We start from the raw sequence: 16368 nt of genomic DNA, 5'->3' as shown, positions 1-16368 counted from the left end.
GATGAGAATAAAGTCTATATTGGTTTCTCAACCAGCGCCTAGTGAATCGTCTCCATATTTGGATATAGCGAAGAAGGAAAAAATAAAGATTGATTTCCGCCCTTTCATCCACGTCGAAGGAGTTGACAATAAAGAGCTCAGAACTCAGAAGATCGATCTAACGCAATATACTGGGATTATTTTCACCAGTAAAAATGCAATTGATCATTACTTCAGACTTGCAGAGGATCTGCGCTTTGCTGTTCCGGATACGATGAGATACATCTGTCAGTCCGAAGCCATTGCCAACTATCTTCAAAAGCACATTGTGTATAGAAAGAGAAAAATCAGCTTTGGAGAGAAAAATTTCTCAGACCTACTTCCTCTTTTCAAAAAATTCCCTACTGAAAAGTATCTGCTACCATCTTCAGATGTTTTAAGTCCGGATATTGTAAAAACTCTAGATTCTTCTAATGTAGAATGGACAAGAGCTATCATGTACCGTACTGTATGCAGTGACCTGACAGATATCACCATTAAGGATTATGATATGCTGATCTTCTTCAGTCCACAAGGAATTAAGTCTTTACAGCAAAATTTCCCTGATTTCAAACAAGAGGAAACAAAAATCGGTGTTTTTGGAAACACTACTTTGGCAGCAGCGGAAGAAGCTGGCTTAAAGGTAGATTTAATGGCACCTACAAAAGAAACCCCATCCATGACAATGGCTCTGGAAAAATATGTTAAGGCTCTGCATAAATAGCCTTTAATAAAAATTAAAAAAAACCATCTTTTCGAGCTCGAAAAGATGGTTTTTTTATTTAAAAGCAAATAAAATAAAAAAAACACACTACTGAAAATCAAACATTTAATACATTATTATTTTTTCACCAAATTGAGATTTTTTATATTTATATTTATAAAAAATTTAATATGAAAAAAGTTTTATTCTCTTTATTTTTATTCGCAATTGTATTTGTAAATGCACAAAATGACGATTGTACAGGAGCAATCTCCCTAACTATGGGAACAGATTTCGTATCGGGAGCAATTACTTCCAATAACACCGGAGCAACTACTGACGGCTCTTTGCCTTCATGTAATTCAGATGCTGTAGAAAACGTTTGGTTTAAAGTTGTCGTACCGCAAAGCGGAAATCTTAAGATAGAAACAAAGGAAGCTTCCGGTTCCACTTTTGATGACACTGTAATTACAGCTTATAGTGGAAGTTGTGGCTCTTTAACAGAAATTGGCTGTAACGATGATGGTGGCGATGACTATTTTTCACTTCTTTCATTAACCGGGCAAACTCCCGGAGCTACTTTATACATCAGTGTTTGGAAATACAACGACACTATAGATAGTGGTGACTTTCAAATTTCGGCTTATGAGCTTATTCCACCAGCCAATGACGGCTGCACAGGAGCAGTCTCTCTAACTGTTGGAACAGATTTCCCTTCCGGGGCAATTACTTCCGATAACACAGAAGCAACTACTGACGGATCTTTGCCTTCATGTAATGCAGATGCTGTAGAAAACGTTTGGTTTAAAGTTGTCGTACCGCAAAGCGGAAATCTTAAGATAGAAACAAAGGAAGTCTCCGGTTCCGATTTTGATGACACTGTACTTACAGCTTACAGTGGAAGCTGTGGTTCTTTAACAGAAATTGGCTGTAACGAGGATGACGGTGACGGCTATTTTTCACTTCTTTCGTTAACCGGGCAAACTCCTGGAGCTACTTTATATATCAGTGTTTGGAAATATAGTGACTATACAGACAATGGTGAATTCCAGATTTCCGCCTATGATGACACATTATTAGCAACCCATGAAGTTTCTGATCAAAATGAAAAAATAAAAATATTCCCAAATCCATTTACTGACCTGCTCAACATTTCTGATGTATCTAACATAAAATCTATTCATATAGCAGATATTTCAGGAAGATTAACCAAGGTAATTAAAAAGCCATCATCTTCGGTGTATTTAGGTGACCTAAAACAAGGAATGTATTTAATCACTTTAAATATGGAGGATGGGACTTCAAAAACCATAAAAACCATAAAAAAATAATCACTTCAACGATATTAACGGTAAAGGCTAGCAAAAATCTGATAGCCTTTCTTATATTTGAATAAAAATTAACATTGAATAAAATGTCCGTATAAAGCTCCTTTCAAAATGAAAGGGATCAGGGCATATTTTCTTCAGTAAAAAATCAAAATATTCGGATGAAAGCTCCAAAAGCAAAAAAAATAGAAAAAATATTAGAAACTCACGGCGATAAAAGAACCGACAATTACTTTTGGCTCAATGAAAGGGAAAACCCTGAAGTGATCCAGTATATTGAAGAGGAAAATGCTTACGAAGAATTCATCATGAAAGACACTGAAGAACTTCAGGAGGCGCTTTTTGAAGAAATGAAGGCCCGTTATAAAAAAGATGACGAGTCTCTTCCATATTTCTTTAATGAATACTGGTATATTGTACGCTATGAAGAGGGTAAAGAATATCCTATTTTCTGCAGAAAACATAAGAGCCTGGACAATCAGGAAGAAATTGTACTGGACGTCAACACGCTAGCCGAAGGCCAAGACTTCTTTGAAGTGGGAAGTGTAGCGGTAAGCCCAGGCAATATGCTGGCTTCTTTTTCTGCGGATAATGTAGGGAGGAGAATTTACACTCTGCAATTTAAAAACTTAGAAACCGGAGAAATACTTCCGGACTGTATTCCTAATACCACAGGAAAGGCTGTTTGGGCCAATGACAACAAGCATGTTTTTTATATCAGAAAAGATCAGAGCCTTCGTGCATTTCAGGTATACAGACATGAGCTGGGAACTGATTCATCGGAAGATATTTTGATTTTCCATGAAGAAGATGACACTTTTGACGTCAATGTTTTCAAAACAAAATCATTACAGTATATTTTCATCGCAAGCTCAAGCACTATTTCTGATGAACATCGTTTCATTCCTTCTGATAATGTATTTGCAGAATGGACGATCATTCAGCCAAGAATAGATGATCTTGAATATTCTGTAGAGCATTATGAAGATGAATTCTACATCATTACCAATGCTGATGATGCCATCAATTTCAAAATTGTAAAAACAAAGATCAGCAAGTGTGGCATGGAAAACTGGACTGACGTGATTCCGCACCGCGCTGAAGTTTTATTGGAAGGTTTCGAAATTTTTAAAGACTATCTGGTTCTTGAAGAGAGAGAAAGTGGATTGCTGCAAATCAAAATCATTGATGAAAAAACACAGGAATCATATTATTTACCTTTCTCAGATCCTACTTATACTACTTATATTGGGGTAAATCTCGAATTTGACACAGAGATTTTACGCTATGGCTATACTTCACTGACGCAGCCAAGTTCTACCTATGAATATAATATGAAAGAAAAAACAACCAAACTTCTTAAACAACAAGAGGTTTTGGGAGGAAATTTCTTTCCTGAAAATTATATTTCCGAAAGAATATGGGCTGATTCAAGGGATGGAGAAACAAAAATTCCAATTTCTTTGGTATACCATAAGGACACCAAAAAATCGGCAGACACGCCACTTCTTCTGTATGGATATGGAAGTTACGGACATACTGTAGATGCCAGCTTCTCCAATGTAAGATTGTCAATTCTGGATAGAGGATTTATTTATGCTATTGCCCATATCCGTGGTGGTGAATACCTGGGAAGAGAATGGTACGAAGACGGAAAAATGCTTTTTAAGAAAAATACATTTTTTGACTTTATTGATGCCGGAAAATATCTGATCAAAGAAAATTACACTTCATCCAGACATATGTACGCTATGGGTGGAAGTGCCGGAGGTCTTTTAGTGGGAGCTGTTGTTAATTACGAACCTCAGTTATTCCATGGAATTGTAGCACAGGTTCCTTTTGTGGATGTAGTAACCACTATGCTTGATGATACGATTCCTTTAACAACCGGAGAGTATGACGAATGGGGTAATCCGAATGACAAAGAATACTATCATTATATGAAAGAATATTCTCCTTACGACAATGTGGAAGCAAAAGATTATCCGCACATGCTTATTACTACAGGATTTCATGATTCTCAGGTGCAATATTGGGAGCCTGCAAAATGGACAGCAAAGCTGAGAGAATTAAAAACAGATGATAATATTTTAGTTTTCAAAACTGATATGAGCTCAGGACATGGAGGAGCGAGTGGAAGATTTGAATCACTGAAGGAAGACGCATTGGAATATGCATTCCTTTTAAAAATCAATGATAATTTATAAATGATAAATGATGGATAGTCTGGATTATAACAAAATTTTTGCCTTCAAAACAAAATAGTTAGCCATCACTATCATTAAGGAATTATCAAAACACTCTTATAACGAAGCTTTTGGAGTAATAAGAAAACAAATGTTCCGATCCTCAACCTCTATGGCCACCAACTATCGGGCTATGTGCAGAGCAAGGTCAAAAGCAGAAAGATTTTCTAAGATATCTATTGTTATTGAAGAAACTGATGAAACATTGTTTTGGCTTGAGATGTTGGAAGAATTGGAATATGTTCAAAAAGAGCTATTAACAGATATAAAAAACAAAACTGAAGAAATACTAAAAGTGACTTCTTCATATAGAAAAATGCTAAAAAGTTAACTTTATCATTTAACACTTATAATTTATTATTTATAAAATTATGAACGAATCCGAATATTGGAAAAAAATAGAACAATTTTTTGAAGACAATTTCCAGACTGAAAAAAATCCGCCGATTGAAACGATATTGTTTTTGATAGGACTTCAGGAATTGGGAAGCGGTCAACAAAAATATACCAAAGACGATAAACTGAATATCCTTCATATTGCCGTATGCAGATTATTAGAACCTTTTGGCTATTATAAATTTACGCATTATGAAGATGGATGGCCACATTTTGACAAAGTGGAAGGCCTGCCTGAACTAAGACCTAATGAGCAGTCTCTGCTTATGAAAAAAGCGATTATTCAGTATTTTCAGGATGAAGAATTGCTATAAAAATAAAAGCTTGGATATTTTTCCAAGCTTTTATTTTTTTTCAGGTATTAGCCAAAACATTCTGATTTTTCGCTAGGTCTAAGTATATTCTTAACGGCTCAGTTAGTCTTACTATTTATTTTAAAATCTCCTCAAGCTGACTAAGCCCCATTTTAAATCCTTCTTCAAAACCCATTTCCAATTGCTGCTCTAATGCTTCCGCTGACATAAAATGAATATTAACAGTCACTTTTGTCCCCTCTTCTACCCCCGTAAAACCAATAAGCCATTTTGACTGTCCGAAATTTTCATTAATCTTGCCATTTTCATCACAGAATGCATCAACTCCGTCAAAACTTCTATGTTCCATAATGTCTCCGTATTTTACCTGAGCATAATGCCTCTCCCCTTCAGGACCTACCATAGCATAGAGCCAAATTCCATCTTCTTTAAAATCCTGCTTTTTCGTTTCACATTTCCAGGGCTTGGGAGCCCACCACTGATCCAATAATTCGGATTGAGTAAAATAGTTCCATACCGTTGAAACATCTGCATTATAAATTTTCATTACATACACTGCATATGCATCAAAATCTTTGTTGAAAATGATATTAGATTCCATAAGTAATTATTTTTAATAAAGTTACTTCTTTATTTATTTACCGTACTTTTCATATGACAAGGATTATATAATTCATAAATAATTGTTAAAAAACACCCTTTTAAGAAAAAAAATACAATTTTTTGGCTCGTTTTTTGTTTACCTTGTCTTAAAACAATTAATTTTAACATTCATTTTTCCAAAACATATAAAATAAAATAATGAATAATAAATTCATCCCAATAATTTCGGTGTTTATGACGATCTCACTGATTGTCTTCGTTACGCTCCAATTTTATTGGCTGAAACGTTATTACGGCACTCTTGAACAGGACTTTTCAAACAAAGTTTATTCAGCTCTGGAAAACGTATCCAAAAATATTGAAGAAATTGAAGCTGATAAATATCTGAATAAAGAAAACAGAAAAACAATTCTTGCCAATAGTAGCCAGCCTTCTTTGACAACTATTCAACAGGTAGAGGATTCTGGTACTCAGAGACAGATCATCTACTCTAAAAATATTATTTCAAATACCCAGCTTCCGATTTCTAAAAAAGGAGACACTGTAAAACTGACTACCTTATATACTGACGAAGCAGCCTATAAGATCAAAAGAGATACCACCAACCGGGAGCTCCTTACTGCTGATCTTAATACAGATATTGAAAATGGAGATTATGCCATTAAAGAGTTTGTAAAAGTATACGGAAGCAATTTACCGATCGCGAAGAGAGTGGATCCTGTCATTCTGGATTCCGTTATTTCAAAAGAATTGAAAATAAGAGGTATTACGGCAAAATTTGGGTACGGAGTTATTGACAAAAACAATAAGCTCACCAGTATTGCCAATAAAACATATAAAGAGAAAAAAGACAGCAATACGTATAACTATCCACTTTTTACAGACAAAAAAAATACGCTATACAGCTTAGCCCTGGTTTTTCCTAAAAAAGAATATTCCCTGGCGATGAACAACTGGCCTATGCTGCTGGGAACTTTTCTTTCGTTACTGACGATCCTTGGGATCTATATTATTTCCATCAACTATATGATGAGGCAGAAAAAGCTGGCTGAAGTAAAGACAGATTTCATCAATAATATGTCTCATGAGTTTAAAACACCTTTAGCAACAATTTCTGTAGCGACAGACTCTTTGGCCAATGATAAAATTGCCACGAATCCCGATAAGGTAAAATATTACTCGGAACTCATCAAACAGGAGAACCTGAGGATGAAAAAACAGGTAGAAAATGTCCTTAATATGTCTAAGCTTGAAAGAAATGAAGTAAAACTCTTCCTGAAGGAAACCAACGTAAGAGAACTCATCAAAAGGACTACAGAATCTTTCAATCTCATTGTAGGACAGAGAAACGGATCGCTTACCCAGAAGTTTACGGCGACTCATTATACTTTTAAAATAGATGAATTCCACATCTCGAATATGCTGGTTAATCTATTAGACAATGCCAACAAATACTCTCCTGAAGCTCCGGAAATTCATGTAGAAACGAAAAATGAAGGAAATTGGTATGTTATTGAAGTTTCAGATAAAGGAATGGGGATGGACACCCAAAACAAAACAAAAATTTTCGAAAAATTCTTTAGGGAAGAAACAGGAAATATACACAACGTAAAGGGACAGGGATTAGGTCTCTCGTATGTTAAGAAAATTGTAGAGCTCCACAAAGGACAGGTGATTGTAGACTCCAATAAAGGAAACGGAAGCACATTCACCATAAAGCTGCCTATGAGCTAACATTAAATAAAGTAAAAAATCAAATAACAAAATATAGAAGATAGAGTGAGAAAGGTCATTCTTAGTATTAATTTTTAATTATTGAAATTATGAGCAACAGAATATTATTAGTAGAGGACGATCAGAGTTTTGGAGCGGTGCTTAAAGATTATTTAACAATCAATAATTTTGAAGTTACTCTTGCCACTGACGGAGAGCAAGGACTTAAAGAGTTTACAGAAAACGAATTCGACATCTGCATATTTGACGTAATGATGCCTAAAAAAGACGGGTTTTCATTAGCTGAAGATGTGAAAAAGATTGATAAAAACACTCCCATCATTTTCCTTACAGCAAGAAATATGAGAGAGGATATTTTGAAAGGATACCAATTAGGAGCTGATGATTATATCACCAAACCTTTTGATACTGAACTTCTTTTATACAAGATCAAAGCTATTCTTCAGAGAAGCTCTACTCTTGAAAATGAAGAACAGGAGCAGTTCAAAATCAGCAATATTTTCTTTGATTCTATGCTGAGACAGCTAAAAGTAGGTGATAAAGAATACAAGCTTTCTCCAAAAGAGAATGAGCTGTTAAAACTTCTTTGTATTCATAGAAATGATTTCATGCCAAGAGATCTTGCTTTAAGAAAAATCTGGAAGAAAGAAAATTACTTTACAGCTAGAAGTATGGACGTATATATTGCGAAACTTCGTAAGTTGTTAAAAGATGATGAAGGATTGGAAATTATCAATGTTCACGGAGAAGGTTTTAGACTTTTAGTGAAAAATTAATTCTAAAATCAAACTATAAATATAAAATTAGCAAAACAATTCAAAATGTTTTGCTAATTTTGTTTCATACCCATGGATATGAAGAATACATTTGTAGGTTTGATCGCCGTATCATTACTTATTGTTTCCTGTAAAAAGGATGAAAGAGCAACGTATATAAAAGAAGCAGGTTCTCAGCCTGAAGTAGCATTGAATACCCCAAAAGCTTCCCTGATGAATCAGGCAGGCATTCAATCTAACCCTACTCCTTCTCCTATTGCAGCAGCTCCGGGAATGAACCCAGCACACGGGCAGCCGGGACACCGTTGCGATATTCCTGTGGGACAACCTTTAAACAGTAGCCCTACTCCGGTTTCTCAAAATATAACCGTCAACGGAAATAATGCCATTCAAATTGACCCTAATGCTGTTTCTCCGGGAAAAATTACTATTGATAATAATGGCAAACAGGTAAAAACAGCTCCGGGAATGAATCCTCCTCATGGGGAACCGGGACACCGATGTGATATTCCTGTGGGACAGCCCTTAAACAGTAAGCCGGCACCCGCTCCTCAGCCAACGGCTAATGTACAGACTACTCCTACCCCCGCTCCAGCTCCTGCATCGCAGAATCTGGCTATGGGAGAAAAACCAAAAGCCAATCCTGCTCATGGTGAACCCTGGCATAACTGTGCTGTGAAAGTTGGTGATCCTTTGCCATAAATTTTGTATTTTTGCAGGAATGAAGCTGCTTCACCTATTTTTAATAGTATTTTGTTTAGGAATTTTTTTGGTTCCTAAAGACAGCTTCTATGCCCAATCTATGCAAGATACTTGCTGTAAGGCAGAATCTAAAAAGGATTGCTGTAAACATCATTCTTCTAAAAAAGACAGCAAAGACGATACTACAAAATCTTGTAATGATGACTGTTGTTCATCATGTGTTGCCTGCTTTACTTTTATAGAAACTCCATTTTCAAAAAATTTACGTCTGGAACTGTCTTATTACAAATCGAATAAGAACCCTCAGTTTCAATACTCAGATCCTTATCTTTCAGACCGTTTAAAAGAGATCTGGCAGCCGCCTAAAATAGGTTAATTAAACAGAGTCTGTTCATTACATGATGTAATGGACGGTTTTTTAATTAATCTAAACTTTTAAATAAAATGAAATTATATATTTCCAGGTTACTACTTGGTACCTTATTCCTGTTTACACAATTTATTGCTGCCCAGGGTCTTTCAAAAAATCAGTTCAAAGTAAAAGGGAACTGTGAAATGTGCAAAACCAGAATTGAAGGAGCTGCTAAAAAGGCAGGGGCAAAAACCGCAGTATACTCAATCGATCTGCAAACTTTAACATTAGAAACAGAGCATGTTTCCGCTGATGAAATTTTAAAGAAAGTGGCTGATGCAGGTCATGATAATGAAAAATACAAAGCTTCCAATGATACCTATGAAGGTCTTCCGGGATGCTGTCATTATGATAGAACCCTTCAGCCGGCTGCTACAGAATCTCAGGATCATCATGCCCATAAAAAAGAAAACGAGTTTTATGTAAAAGGAAACTGTGCCTCATGTAAAGCAAGAATTGAAAAAGCAGCTAAAGATGCGGGAGCCGGTTCGGCGGAATGGAATGCAGAAAAACAAACTGTAATCCTGGATTTCGACTCTTCAAAAATCTCATCAGATAAGATTTTAAAAGCAATTGCTGATGCAGGTCATGATAATGAAAAGTATAAAACCTCCGACGCCGTTTATAAGAACCTTCCGGGATGTTGCCTGTATGACAGAGATATTCCGTTTGGAGAAGCCAATCCCAATGTTCATTATGAAGAAGGAACAAAGCATGAGGATCACAAAGAGCATCAGCCGCAAGCCAATACCGAAGATCACAGCCAGCATGAAAAGAATATTGACGGTGTAGTGGTAACAGGGTATAAAGCGGCGACATCTTTAAGTAAAAAAGAAGCCGGACTTGTTTTTAATATTGATAAAAAAGAACTTTTAAAAGCTGCCTGCTGTAATCTGTCTGAAAGCTTTGAAACCAATGCTACAGTAGATGTATCTTTCAGTAATGCCGTTACAGGTACCAAGCAGTTAAAAATGTTGGGTCTGGACCAGAAATATACCAGCTTAACGAAAGAGCAGCTTCCTGAAATCAGAGGATTAGCCTCAGCTTATGGGCTGAATTTTATTCCCGGAAGATGGATTGAAAGTATTCAGCTAACCAAGGGAGGAAGTACCGTAACTAACGGGTACGAAAGTATTACCGGCCAGATCAATACTGAGCTTCTGAAAAATGCAAAAACCCCCGAAACCTCTCTGAATCTTTTTTCTGACTTCAACGGAAGAGCTGAAGCCAATATTACAAGTGTTTCTCCCATCAATGAGAAATGGTCACAGACATTTTTACTTCATGGAAACGGAACCTTTGGAAATACGGATATGAATGGTGACGGTTTCCTGGACAGACCGAAAGGAACACAAATCAATGCTGCTTACCTTCTTAATTATAATGATCTGGAAAAATCCGGATTCGGATCTCACTTTGGAATCAATTTCATCCGGGATGAGAGAACTGCCGGACAAGTAGATTTTGATAAAAAACTGGCTCAGGATAAACAGTATGCTTATGGAGTAGGTATTGATATTTCAAGGTTTCAGGTTTGGAACAAAACAGGATATGTTTTTAAAGGAAAACCTTACCAGAGTATCGGATGGATGAACCAGTATGTGTATCACCAACAGGATAGCTTTTTCGGGCTGAGAAATTATAACGGACAACAACACACTTATTATTCCAACTTAATTTTTGAAAGCATTATTGGAAATACCAACCACAAGTATAAAGCCGGAGCAAGCTTTTTATATGATGGCTATGAAGAAAATTACCTGACAGACAACCTTAAGCGAAACGAAATTGTTCCGGGAATTTTTGCAGAATATACTTTAACAGGTTTAAAATATACTTTAGTAGCAGGAGCAAGAGCTGATTTTCACAACTTAGCAGGAACTCAGTTTACCCCCCGACTTAATTTTAAATATGATTTCACTCCCCAGACGATCTTAAGACTTTCTGCAGGAAGAGGATTCAGAACGGCTAATGTTTTTGCGGAAAACCAACAGTATTTTGCGTCCAACAGAGCAATTAATATTCTGTCAAACGGTGGGAACATCTATGGTTTAAAGCCTGAAATAGCATGGAATTACGGAGTAAGCCTACAACAGGAATTTAAAATTTTCGGAAGAAAATCAACTATTATTGCAGATTTCTTCAGAACGGATTTCCAGGACCAGGTATTGGTAGATTTGGATAAATCACCTCAGCAGCTTACATTTTACAACCTTGAGGGCAAGTCTTTTGCCAACTCTTTTCAAACGCAGTGGGATTTTACTCCTTTCAAAAACTTTGATGTAAGATTAGCGTACAAGTATTATGATGTACAGGCAGATTATATCGCTGGAAGAAGAGAAATTCCTTTTATGGCCAAACACAGAGGATTTGTGAATTTAGCCTATGCCACCAATAAAAATGATAAAGGCGGATTCTGGAGCTTTGACACTACTTTAAACTGGGTAGGAAAACAAAGACTTCCGGATACATCAAGCAACCCTGCAGAATTTCAGTTACCGGTGTATTCAGAATCGTATGCCATACTTAATGCACAGATCTCAAGAAATTTCAATAAAAAGATCAGAGCTTATGTAGGGGGAGAGAACCTTACTTCATACTATCAGAAAAATGCAATTGTTGATTTTAAAAATCCTTTTGGAAGTTATTTTGATGGCGGAATGGTGTACGCTCCTATTATGAAAGCTAATTTCTATGTTGGGCTTGATGTTACTTTCTAGTCATTGATACGGGTTGAAAAAAACCTTTCAACGCTAAAACATTTCCACAGATTTCTCAGATCACACAGGCTTATGCGCTGTGAAATTCGTGAGATCTGTGGAATTTTTTTTTTTCGTATGGTCCATAAATACCAGGATATTTATTGTTATTTCTTCACTTCAAGTATCTATAATCAACAGATTTAATAAAAAAATGATCTTGAAATCAAAAAATTATTATATTTACACTTTATTATATGTATGAACATACCTTCTAAAGATTTTACGATTGATCACAACAGCAAACTCCCACTCCATGTACAGGTAGAGGAACTTTTTCGTAAACTTATTAAAATGGAAGACTATAAAAAAGGAGCTCTATTACCTAAAGAAGTTGACCTGGCTAACCTTTGGGGTGTTTCCCGAAATACCATTCGTCAGGCTACGAACAAACTGGAGCATGAAGGACTGATCATCCGTAAAAAAGGCATTGGAACCCGTGTTGCCGAAAAGAAGAGTCTTGTCACCGGATTGGATCACTGGTACAGCTTTACCAGAGAAATGCAGGAAAAAGGAATTCTTGTAGTCAATCAATCCTTAAAGACGGGTGCAGAACAGCCTACTGAAGAAATCTGCAATTTTTTTAACTGTCCTTCGGATAAAAAAATATTTAAACTTTCTAAATTAAAGGGTGAACATTCAGGAGATCCGATTGTTTATTTTGAGAGCTATTTTCATCCAAGAATCGGTGTTGATAAAAATGATGATTTCAACATTCCCTTATATGGGATGCTACAGGAAAAATATGGGGTAACAGTACACCGTTCCCGGGAAAACATCAGTGCCTGCCAGGCAGGGAGTGTCATAGGAAAGAAGTTAAAAGTATCAGCCAGTTTTCCGGTGCTGAAGCGCGAGCGTTTTGTCTATGATATCAACGGAAAACCCGTAGAATACAATGTCGGTTATTACCGTTCGGATAAATTCACCTATACCATAGATATTAACAAGTCTCCGGATAATTGATCGTGTTTTTTTATCTTTTAATATGTTCAAACATTCTAACATATAATTATTAAAAATGAAGCCCATGTATAACAAGTATTTTATTTTGCTGATCTCCTTTTTGATGACAGGCAATGGTATCTATGCTCAGAAGAATGTTCCTTATTTTGGGAATATACAGGCAACCAACGGATATTCCCGTGAAATAAGTGGTGAGAATATCGACTATTTCTCGGCTTTTCCGGATCATGCTACCCGTGCTTTACTTACACGTACCACAGATGGAGCTAAGACCATCGAATGGGAAACAGCTCCTGTACCACAAAAAAATACCGGCTCATATGTATATTTTAACTGGTTGGTTTCCCATTCGTCTGGAACCAGTGGAGGCCCCCGTAATTTTGATTTATACATCAATGATCAAAAAGCACTAACCCTTACGACCTACCCCGCCAATCAGCGTCCGGACTGGATTGCTAAAGCGGCAGACAGTACAGCCTTTGTATTTCATCAAACCAAAATGGACGGACTGAAAGATTCCTATGGTATCGCTTATCTGCGGGTTCCTGTGAGTAAGGTTACCCCAGGAAAACCTCTCCGTTTAAAAATAGTGGGACAGGCACAGAATAGCCGGGATTGGCTGATGACTTATAAATTTACATTTCAGGAAAAAATAGATGCCCAGTCTACCCCATTTCTTTTAAAAGACGGCAAACGTCTTCTCACCCTTACGACCCTTCACTTTGGTCCGGAACAAAAAATAACCGCTAAAATAGATAACAAAGACACTTTCTCTTTTACGATGCCGGATGGTATTAAAACCTTTGACATTCCTGTTTCTCTTTCCTCAAAAGGAGGTAATATAGAACTGGTGGTTACCTCAGGAAAAAAAGAGCTTCTCCGTAAAACCATTCAGGCAGGAGCTGTAGTTCCCCGTACCTTATACTTCGTTCATCATTCTCATACCGATGTCGGATATTCACATCTCCAGGCAGAAGTAGAAAAGATTCATACCCAGAATATCTATGATGCGCTCAAAATGATTGAGGAAACCAAAAATCTACCTGAGGAAGCCCGTTTTAAATGGAATGTAGAAGCCCTTTGGGATGTGGAAAACTTTATGCGAAAAGCAACTCCCGAAGATAAAAAGGCTTTTGCAAAAGCTGTCAAAGAGGGAGGCATTGGTCTTTCTGCCGTGTATGGTAATATTCTGACAGGACTTAGCCAGCCGGAGGAATTATTTCATTACACTGAATACGCGCAGAAACTGGAAAAGGAATTTGGCTTTACGATCAACAGTGCCATGATGTCTGATGTTCCCGGATTTGCATGGTCTTTAGTTCCGGCCCTGGCTTCATCCGGTGTAAAATATTTCTCAAGTGGGCCTAATTATCTGGGAAAAACAAATCCTTATCTTGGAGACCGTGTAGGAAACTTTGTCAAAAAATGGGGTGATCAACCTGTATGGTGGCAATCTCCATCCGGAAAACAAAAAATATTATTCTGGACCGCAGGAAGAGGATATTCTTCGTGGCATGGAGTTCATCCCGGAGCTGTATTTGAAAATGGTCAGAAAAAAATTGCAGAATATCTGGAAGATCTTACCCATGCCAATTATCCTTATGATATGGTACAATGGCGATATAATATTGTTGCTGATAATGGACCTATAGATCCTTCTATCTCAAAATTTGTGGACGAATGGAATAAAAAATATGAATCTCCAAAAATAGTGCTCAGCACCAATGAAAAAATGTTTGAAATTTTTGAGAAAAAATACGGAGACCAGATTCCTGTAGTAAAAGGAGATATCAGCCCTCATTGGGAGGACGGAGCAATGTCTACCGCCAAAGAAGAAGGGATTAACAGAAACAGTAGCTTAAAGCTGCAACAGCTCACCACCCTCTACGCTATGTTGAATCCTCGTCAATATAACGGTCAGCATTTTTATGAGGCATGGAGAAATGTTATTTTGTTTCATGAACACACCTGGGGAGCATTCAACAGTATTACCGCACCGGATCTTCCTTTTGTAAAAGACCAATGGCAGGTAAAGAAACAATTCTCCCTTGATGGAAGTTCTCTTGCAGACAAGCTGGAAAAGGAGCTGCTACAACCCATTACTGATCCGGCGTCTAAGACGATTGTTGTTTTTAATACCTCTTCGTGGGTACGTAGCGGCACAGTCTCCGTTCCGGAAACCAACCTTGGAAACGCCGTTCAGGATGCTTCCGGGAACAAGATCCCTTTACAAAAGCTGCAGGATGGAACTATGGCATTTATCGTGGAAAATATTCCACCACTTGGTTCTGCAGTCTATACCATTATTAAAACTAAAGTCCCTGCTGCTGACCCTTTCACTATAACCACTAACAGTATATCGAATGGAAAGGTTACCGTAACATGGGATTCTAAAACGGGAAGTATCACCCATTTTACAGATAACAGTACAACTAATTATGCAGGAAGTTTTAACAATCAAGGATTGAACAGCTACTGGTATGTTCCGGGATCCGATCCGAAAGAAGCTGTATCCAATTCTGACATACAGGTAAAAGTATTGGAAAAGGGACCGGCAATGGCTAGAGTTTCATTGGTATCAGAAGCTCCGGGAGCAAAAAAACTGGAAAGAATAATCACTCTATGGGCAGACAGTGATGAAATTTCCCTGGAAAACATTCTCGATAAAAAGTCTGTCCGTTCAAAAGAGTCTGTACATTTTGGATTCCCTTTCAATACTGATTTTAAAAACATTACTGTAGATGCAGGATACGGTACCATGAAATATCTTACGGACCAGCTTCCGGGATCCAATATGGATTACTGGTACAGCCGACGTTGGGTTGATGCTTCTTTCGGACAAAAGGGTATGCAGTGGATGATGCTGGAAACACCATTGATTGAAGCGGCAGAAATGATTGACGAAAGAATGGTTATTGACAACAGCCACAAAAAATGGAAGGATCAGGGAACTCCTTATACAACCAACTGGTTCAGCTACGCCATGAATAACTACTGGCACACCAATTATAAGGCAGATCAGGAAGGTCCGGTACATTACCGCTACGCTCTCCGTCCGCATTCTGCTTTTAATGCTGTAGAAAATGAAAAATATGCAGCTGCTTTTACTCAACCTCTCATCGCTATTCCCATGAAAGAAAAATCACCCCTTACAGGAAGCCTTTTTCTTATGAATAATGATAAAGTGGTAGTAACAAGCATTACTCCACAGGAAGATCAGAGTTTCCTGATCAGGCTGTATAATCCTGATGAGAAGGAGCAGACCACTGCATTTTTATGGAAACAACTTCAGCCATCGAAACTTATTGACCTTACAACAGGCAAAACAATATCTCCAAACGAAAAACTTAGTTTATCAGGTATGGACGTAGTAGAAATAAAGGTAATACCTTAAAACTAACCCTTATAAGTTTG

At 37.2% G+C, this 16368-nt stretch carries 13 protein-coding genes; 12 read left to right on the top strand and 1 reads right to left on the bottom strand.

The features are described 5' to 3' along the window. The first annotated feature begins 1 nt into the window (after position 1). The 5 genes from B8967_RS13650 (at position 2) to B8967_RS13630 (ending at position 5005) form a co-directional block, all read left to right on the top strand. A complete protein-coding gene (locus B8967_RS13650; protein WP_047485086.1) occupies positions 2–742 on the top strand; it encodes a uroporphyrinogen-III synthase in 741 nt (246 codons plus the stop codon). 170 nt (positions 743–912) lie between these two features. Beyond that, positions 913–2052, top strand: a complete 1140-nt coding sequence (locus B8967_RS13645; RefSeq protein ID WP_084086472.1) for a T9SS type A sorting domain-containing protein — start codon at positions 913–915, stop codon at positions 2050–2052. A gap of 158 nt (positions 2053–2210) precedes the next feature. Continuing rightward, a complete protein-coding gene (locus B8967_RS13640) occupies positions 2211–4256 on the top strand; it encodes a S9 family peptidase (protein ID WP_084086471.1) in 2046 nt (681 codons plus the stop codon). 64 nt (positions 4257–4320) lie between these two features. After that, positions 4321–4626 carry a four helix bundle protein gene (locus B8967_RS13635; protein WP_317043869.1) on the top strand — a complete coding sequence of 102 codons (306 nt, stop codon included), beginning with the start codon at positions 4321–4323 and terminating at the stop codon, positions 4624–4626. A gap of 40 nt (positions 4627–4666) precedes the next feature. Further along, entirely contained in the window at positions 4667–5005 is a 339-nt protein-coding gene (locus tag B8967_RS13630; RefSeq protein ID WP_047484784.1) for a hypothetical protein, read from the top strand. Positions 5006–5120: 115 nt separating this feature from the next. Here B8967_RS13630 and B8967_RS13625 read toward each other — a convergent pair whose 3' ends face one another. Next, the gene (locus B8967_RS13625; protein ID WP_084086470.1) at positions 5121–5606 is read right to left on the bottom strand and encodes an SRPBCC family protein; all 486 of its coding nucleotides are present in this window, start codon (positions 5604–5606) and stop codon (positions 5121–5123) included. Between the two features lie 200 nt (positions 5607–5806). Between B8967_RS13625 and B8967_RS13620 the strand changes: the two genes are divergently transcribed. The 7 genes from B8967_RS13620 (at position 5807) to B8967_RS13590 (ending at position 16348) form a co-directional block, all read left to right on the top strand. Then, complete coding sequence (locus tag B8967_RS13620) at positions 5807–7342, top strand: sensor histidine kinase (protein ID WP_047484781.1); 1536 nt, start codon at positions 5807–5809, stop codon at positions 7340–7342. Positions 7343–7431: 89 nt separating this feature from the next. Continuing rightward, positions 7432–8118 carry a response regulator transcription factor gene (locus B8967_RS13615; RefSeq protein WP_002982671.1) on the top strand — a complete coding sequence of 229 codons (687 nt, stop codon included), beginning with the start codon at positions 7432–7434 and terminating at the stop codon, positions 8116–8118. Positions 8119–8190: 72 nt separating this feature from the next. Then, complete coding sequence (locus B8967_RS13610; RefSeq protein WP_084086469.1) at positions 8191–8820, top strand: hypothetical protein; 630 nt, start codon at positions 8191–8193, stop codon at positions 8818–8820. Between the two features lie 19 nt (positions 8821–8839). After that, on the top strand, positions 8840–9196 hold the full coding sequence (locus B8967_RS13605; RefSeq protein ID WP_047484779.1) for a hypothetical protein: 357 nt from the start codon (positions 8840–8842) through the stop codon (positions 9194–9196). A gap of 68 nt (positions 9197–9264) precedes the next feature. Next, entirely contained in the window at positions 9265–11952 is a 2688-nt protein-coding gene (locus B8967_RS13600; protein WP_084086468.1) for a TonB-dependent receptor domain-containing protein, read from the top strand. Positions 11953–12192: 240 nt separating this feature from the next. Beyond that, positions 12193–12954 carry a GntR family transcriptional regulator gene (locus tag B8967_RS13595; RefSeq protein WP_084086467.1) on the top strand — a complete coding sequence of 254 codons (762 nt, stop codon included), beginning with the start codon at positions 12193–12195 and terminating at the stop codon, positions 12952–12954. 64 nt (positions 12955–13018) lie between these two features. Next, positions 13019–16348 (top strand): glycoside hydrolase family 38 N-terminal domain-containing protein, encoded by a 3330-nt coding sequence (locus B8967_RS13590; RefSeq protein ID WP_228406184.1) that lies wholly within the window; start codon positions 13019–13021, stop codon positions 16346–16348. Positions 16349–16368 lie beyond the last annotated feature (20 nt).

Origin of the sequence: Chryseobacterium sp. YR221 (assembly GCF_900176315.1) — a bacterium.
GTDB classification, from domain to species: domain Bacteria; phylum Bacteroidota; class Bacteroidia; order Flavobacteriales; family Weeksellaceae; genus Chryseobacterium; species Chryseobacterium rhizosphaerae.
Note: the sequence above shows the minus strand (reverse complement) of the source record. Positions and strands in the feature narration are given on the sequence as shown.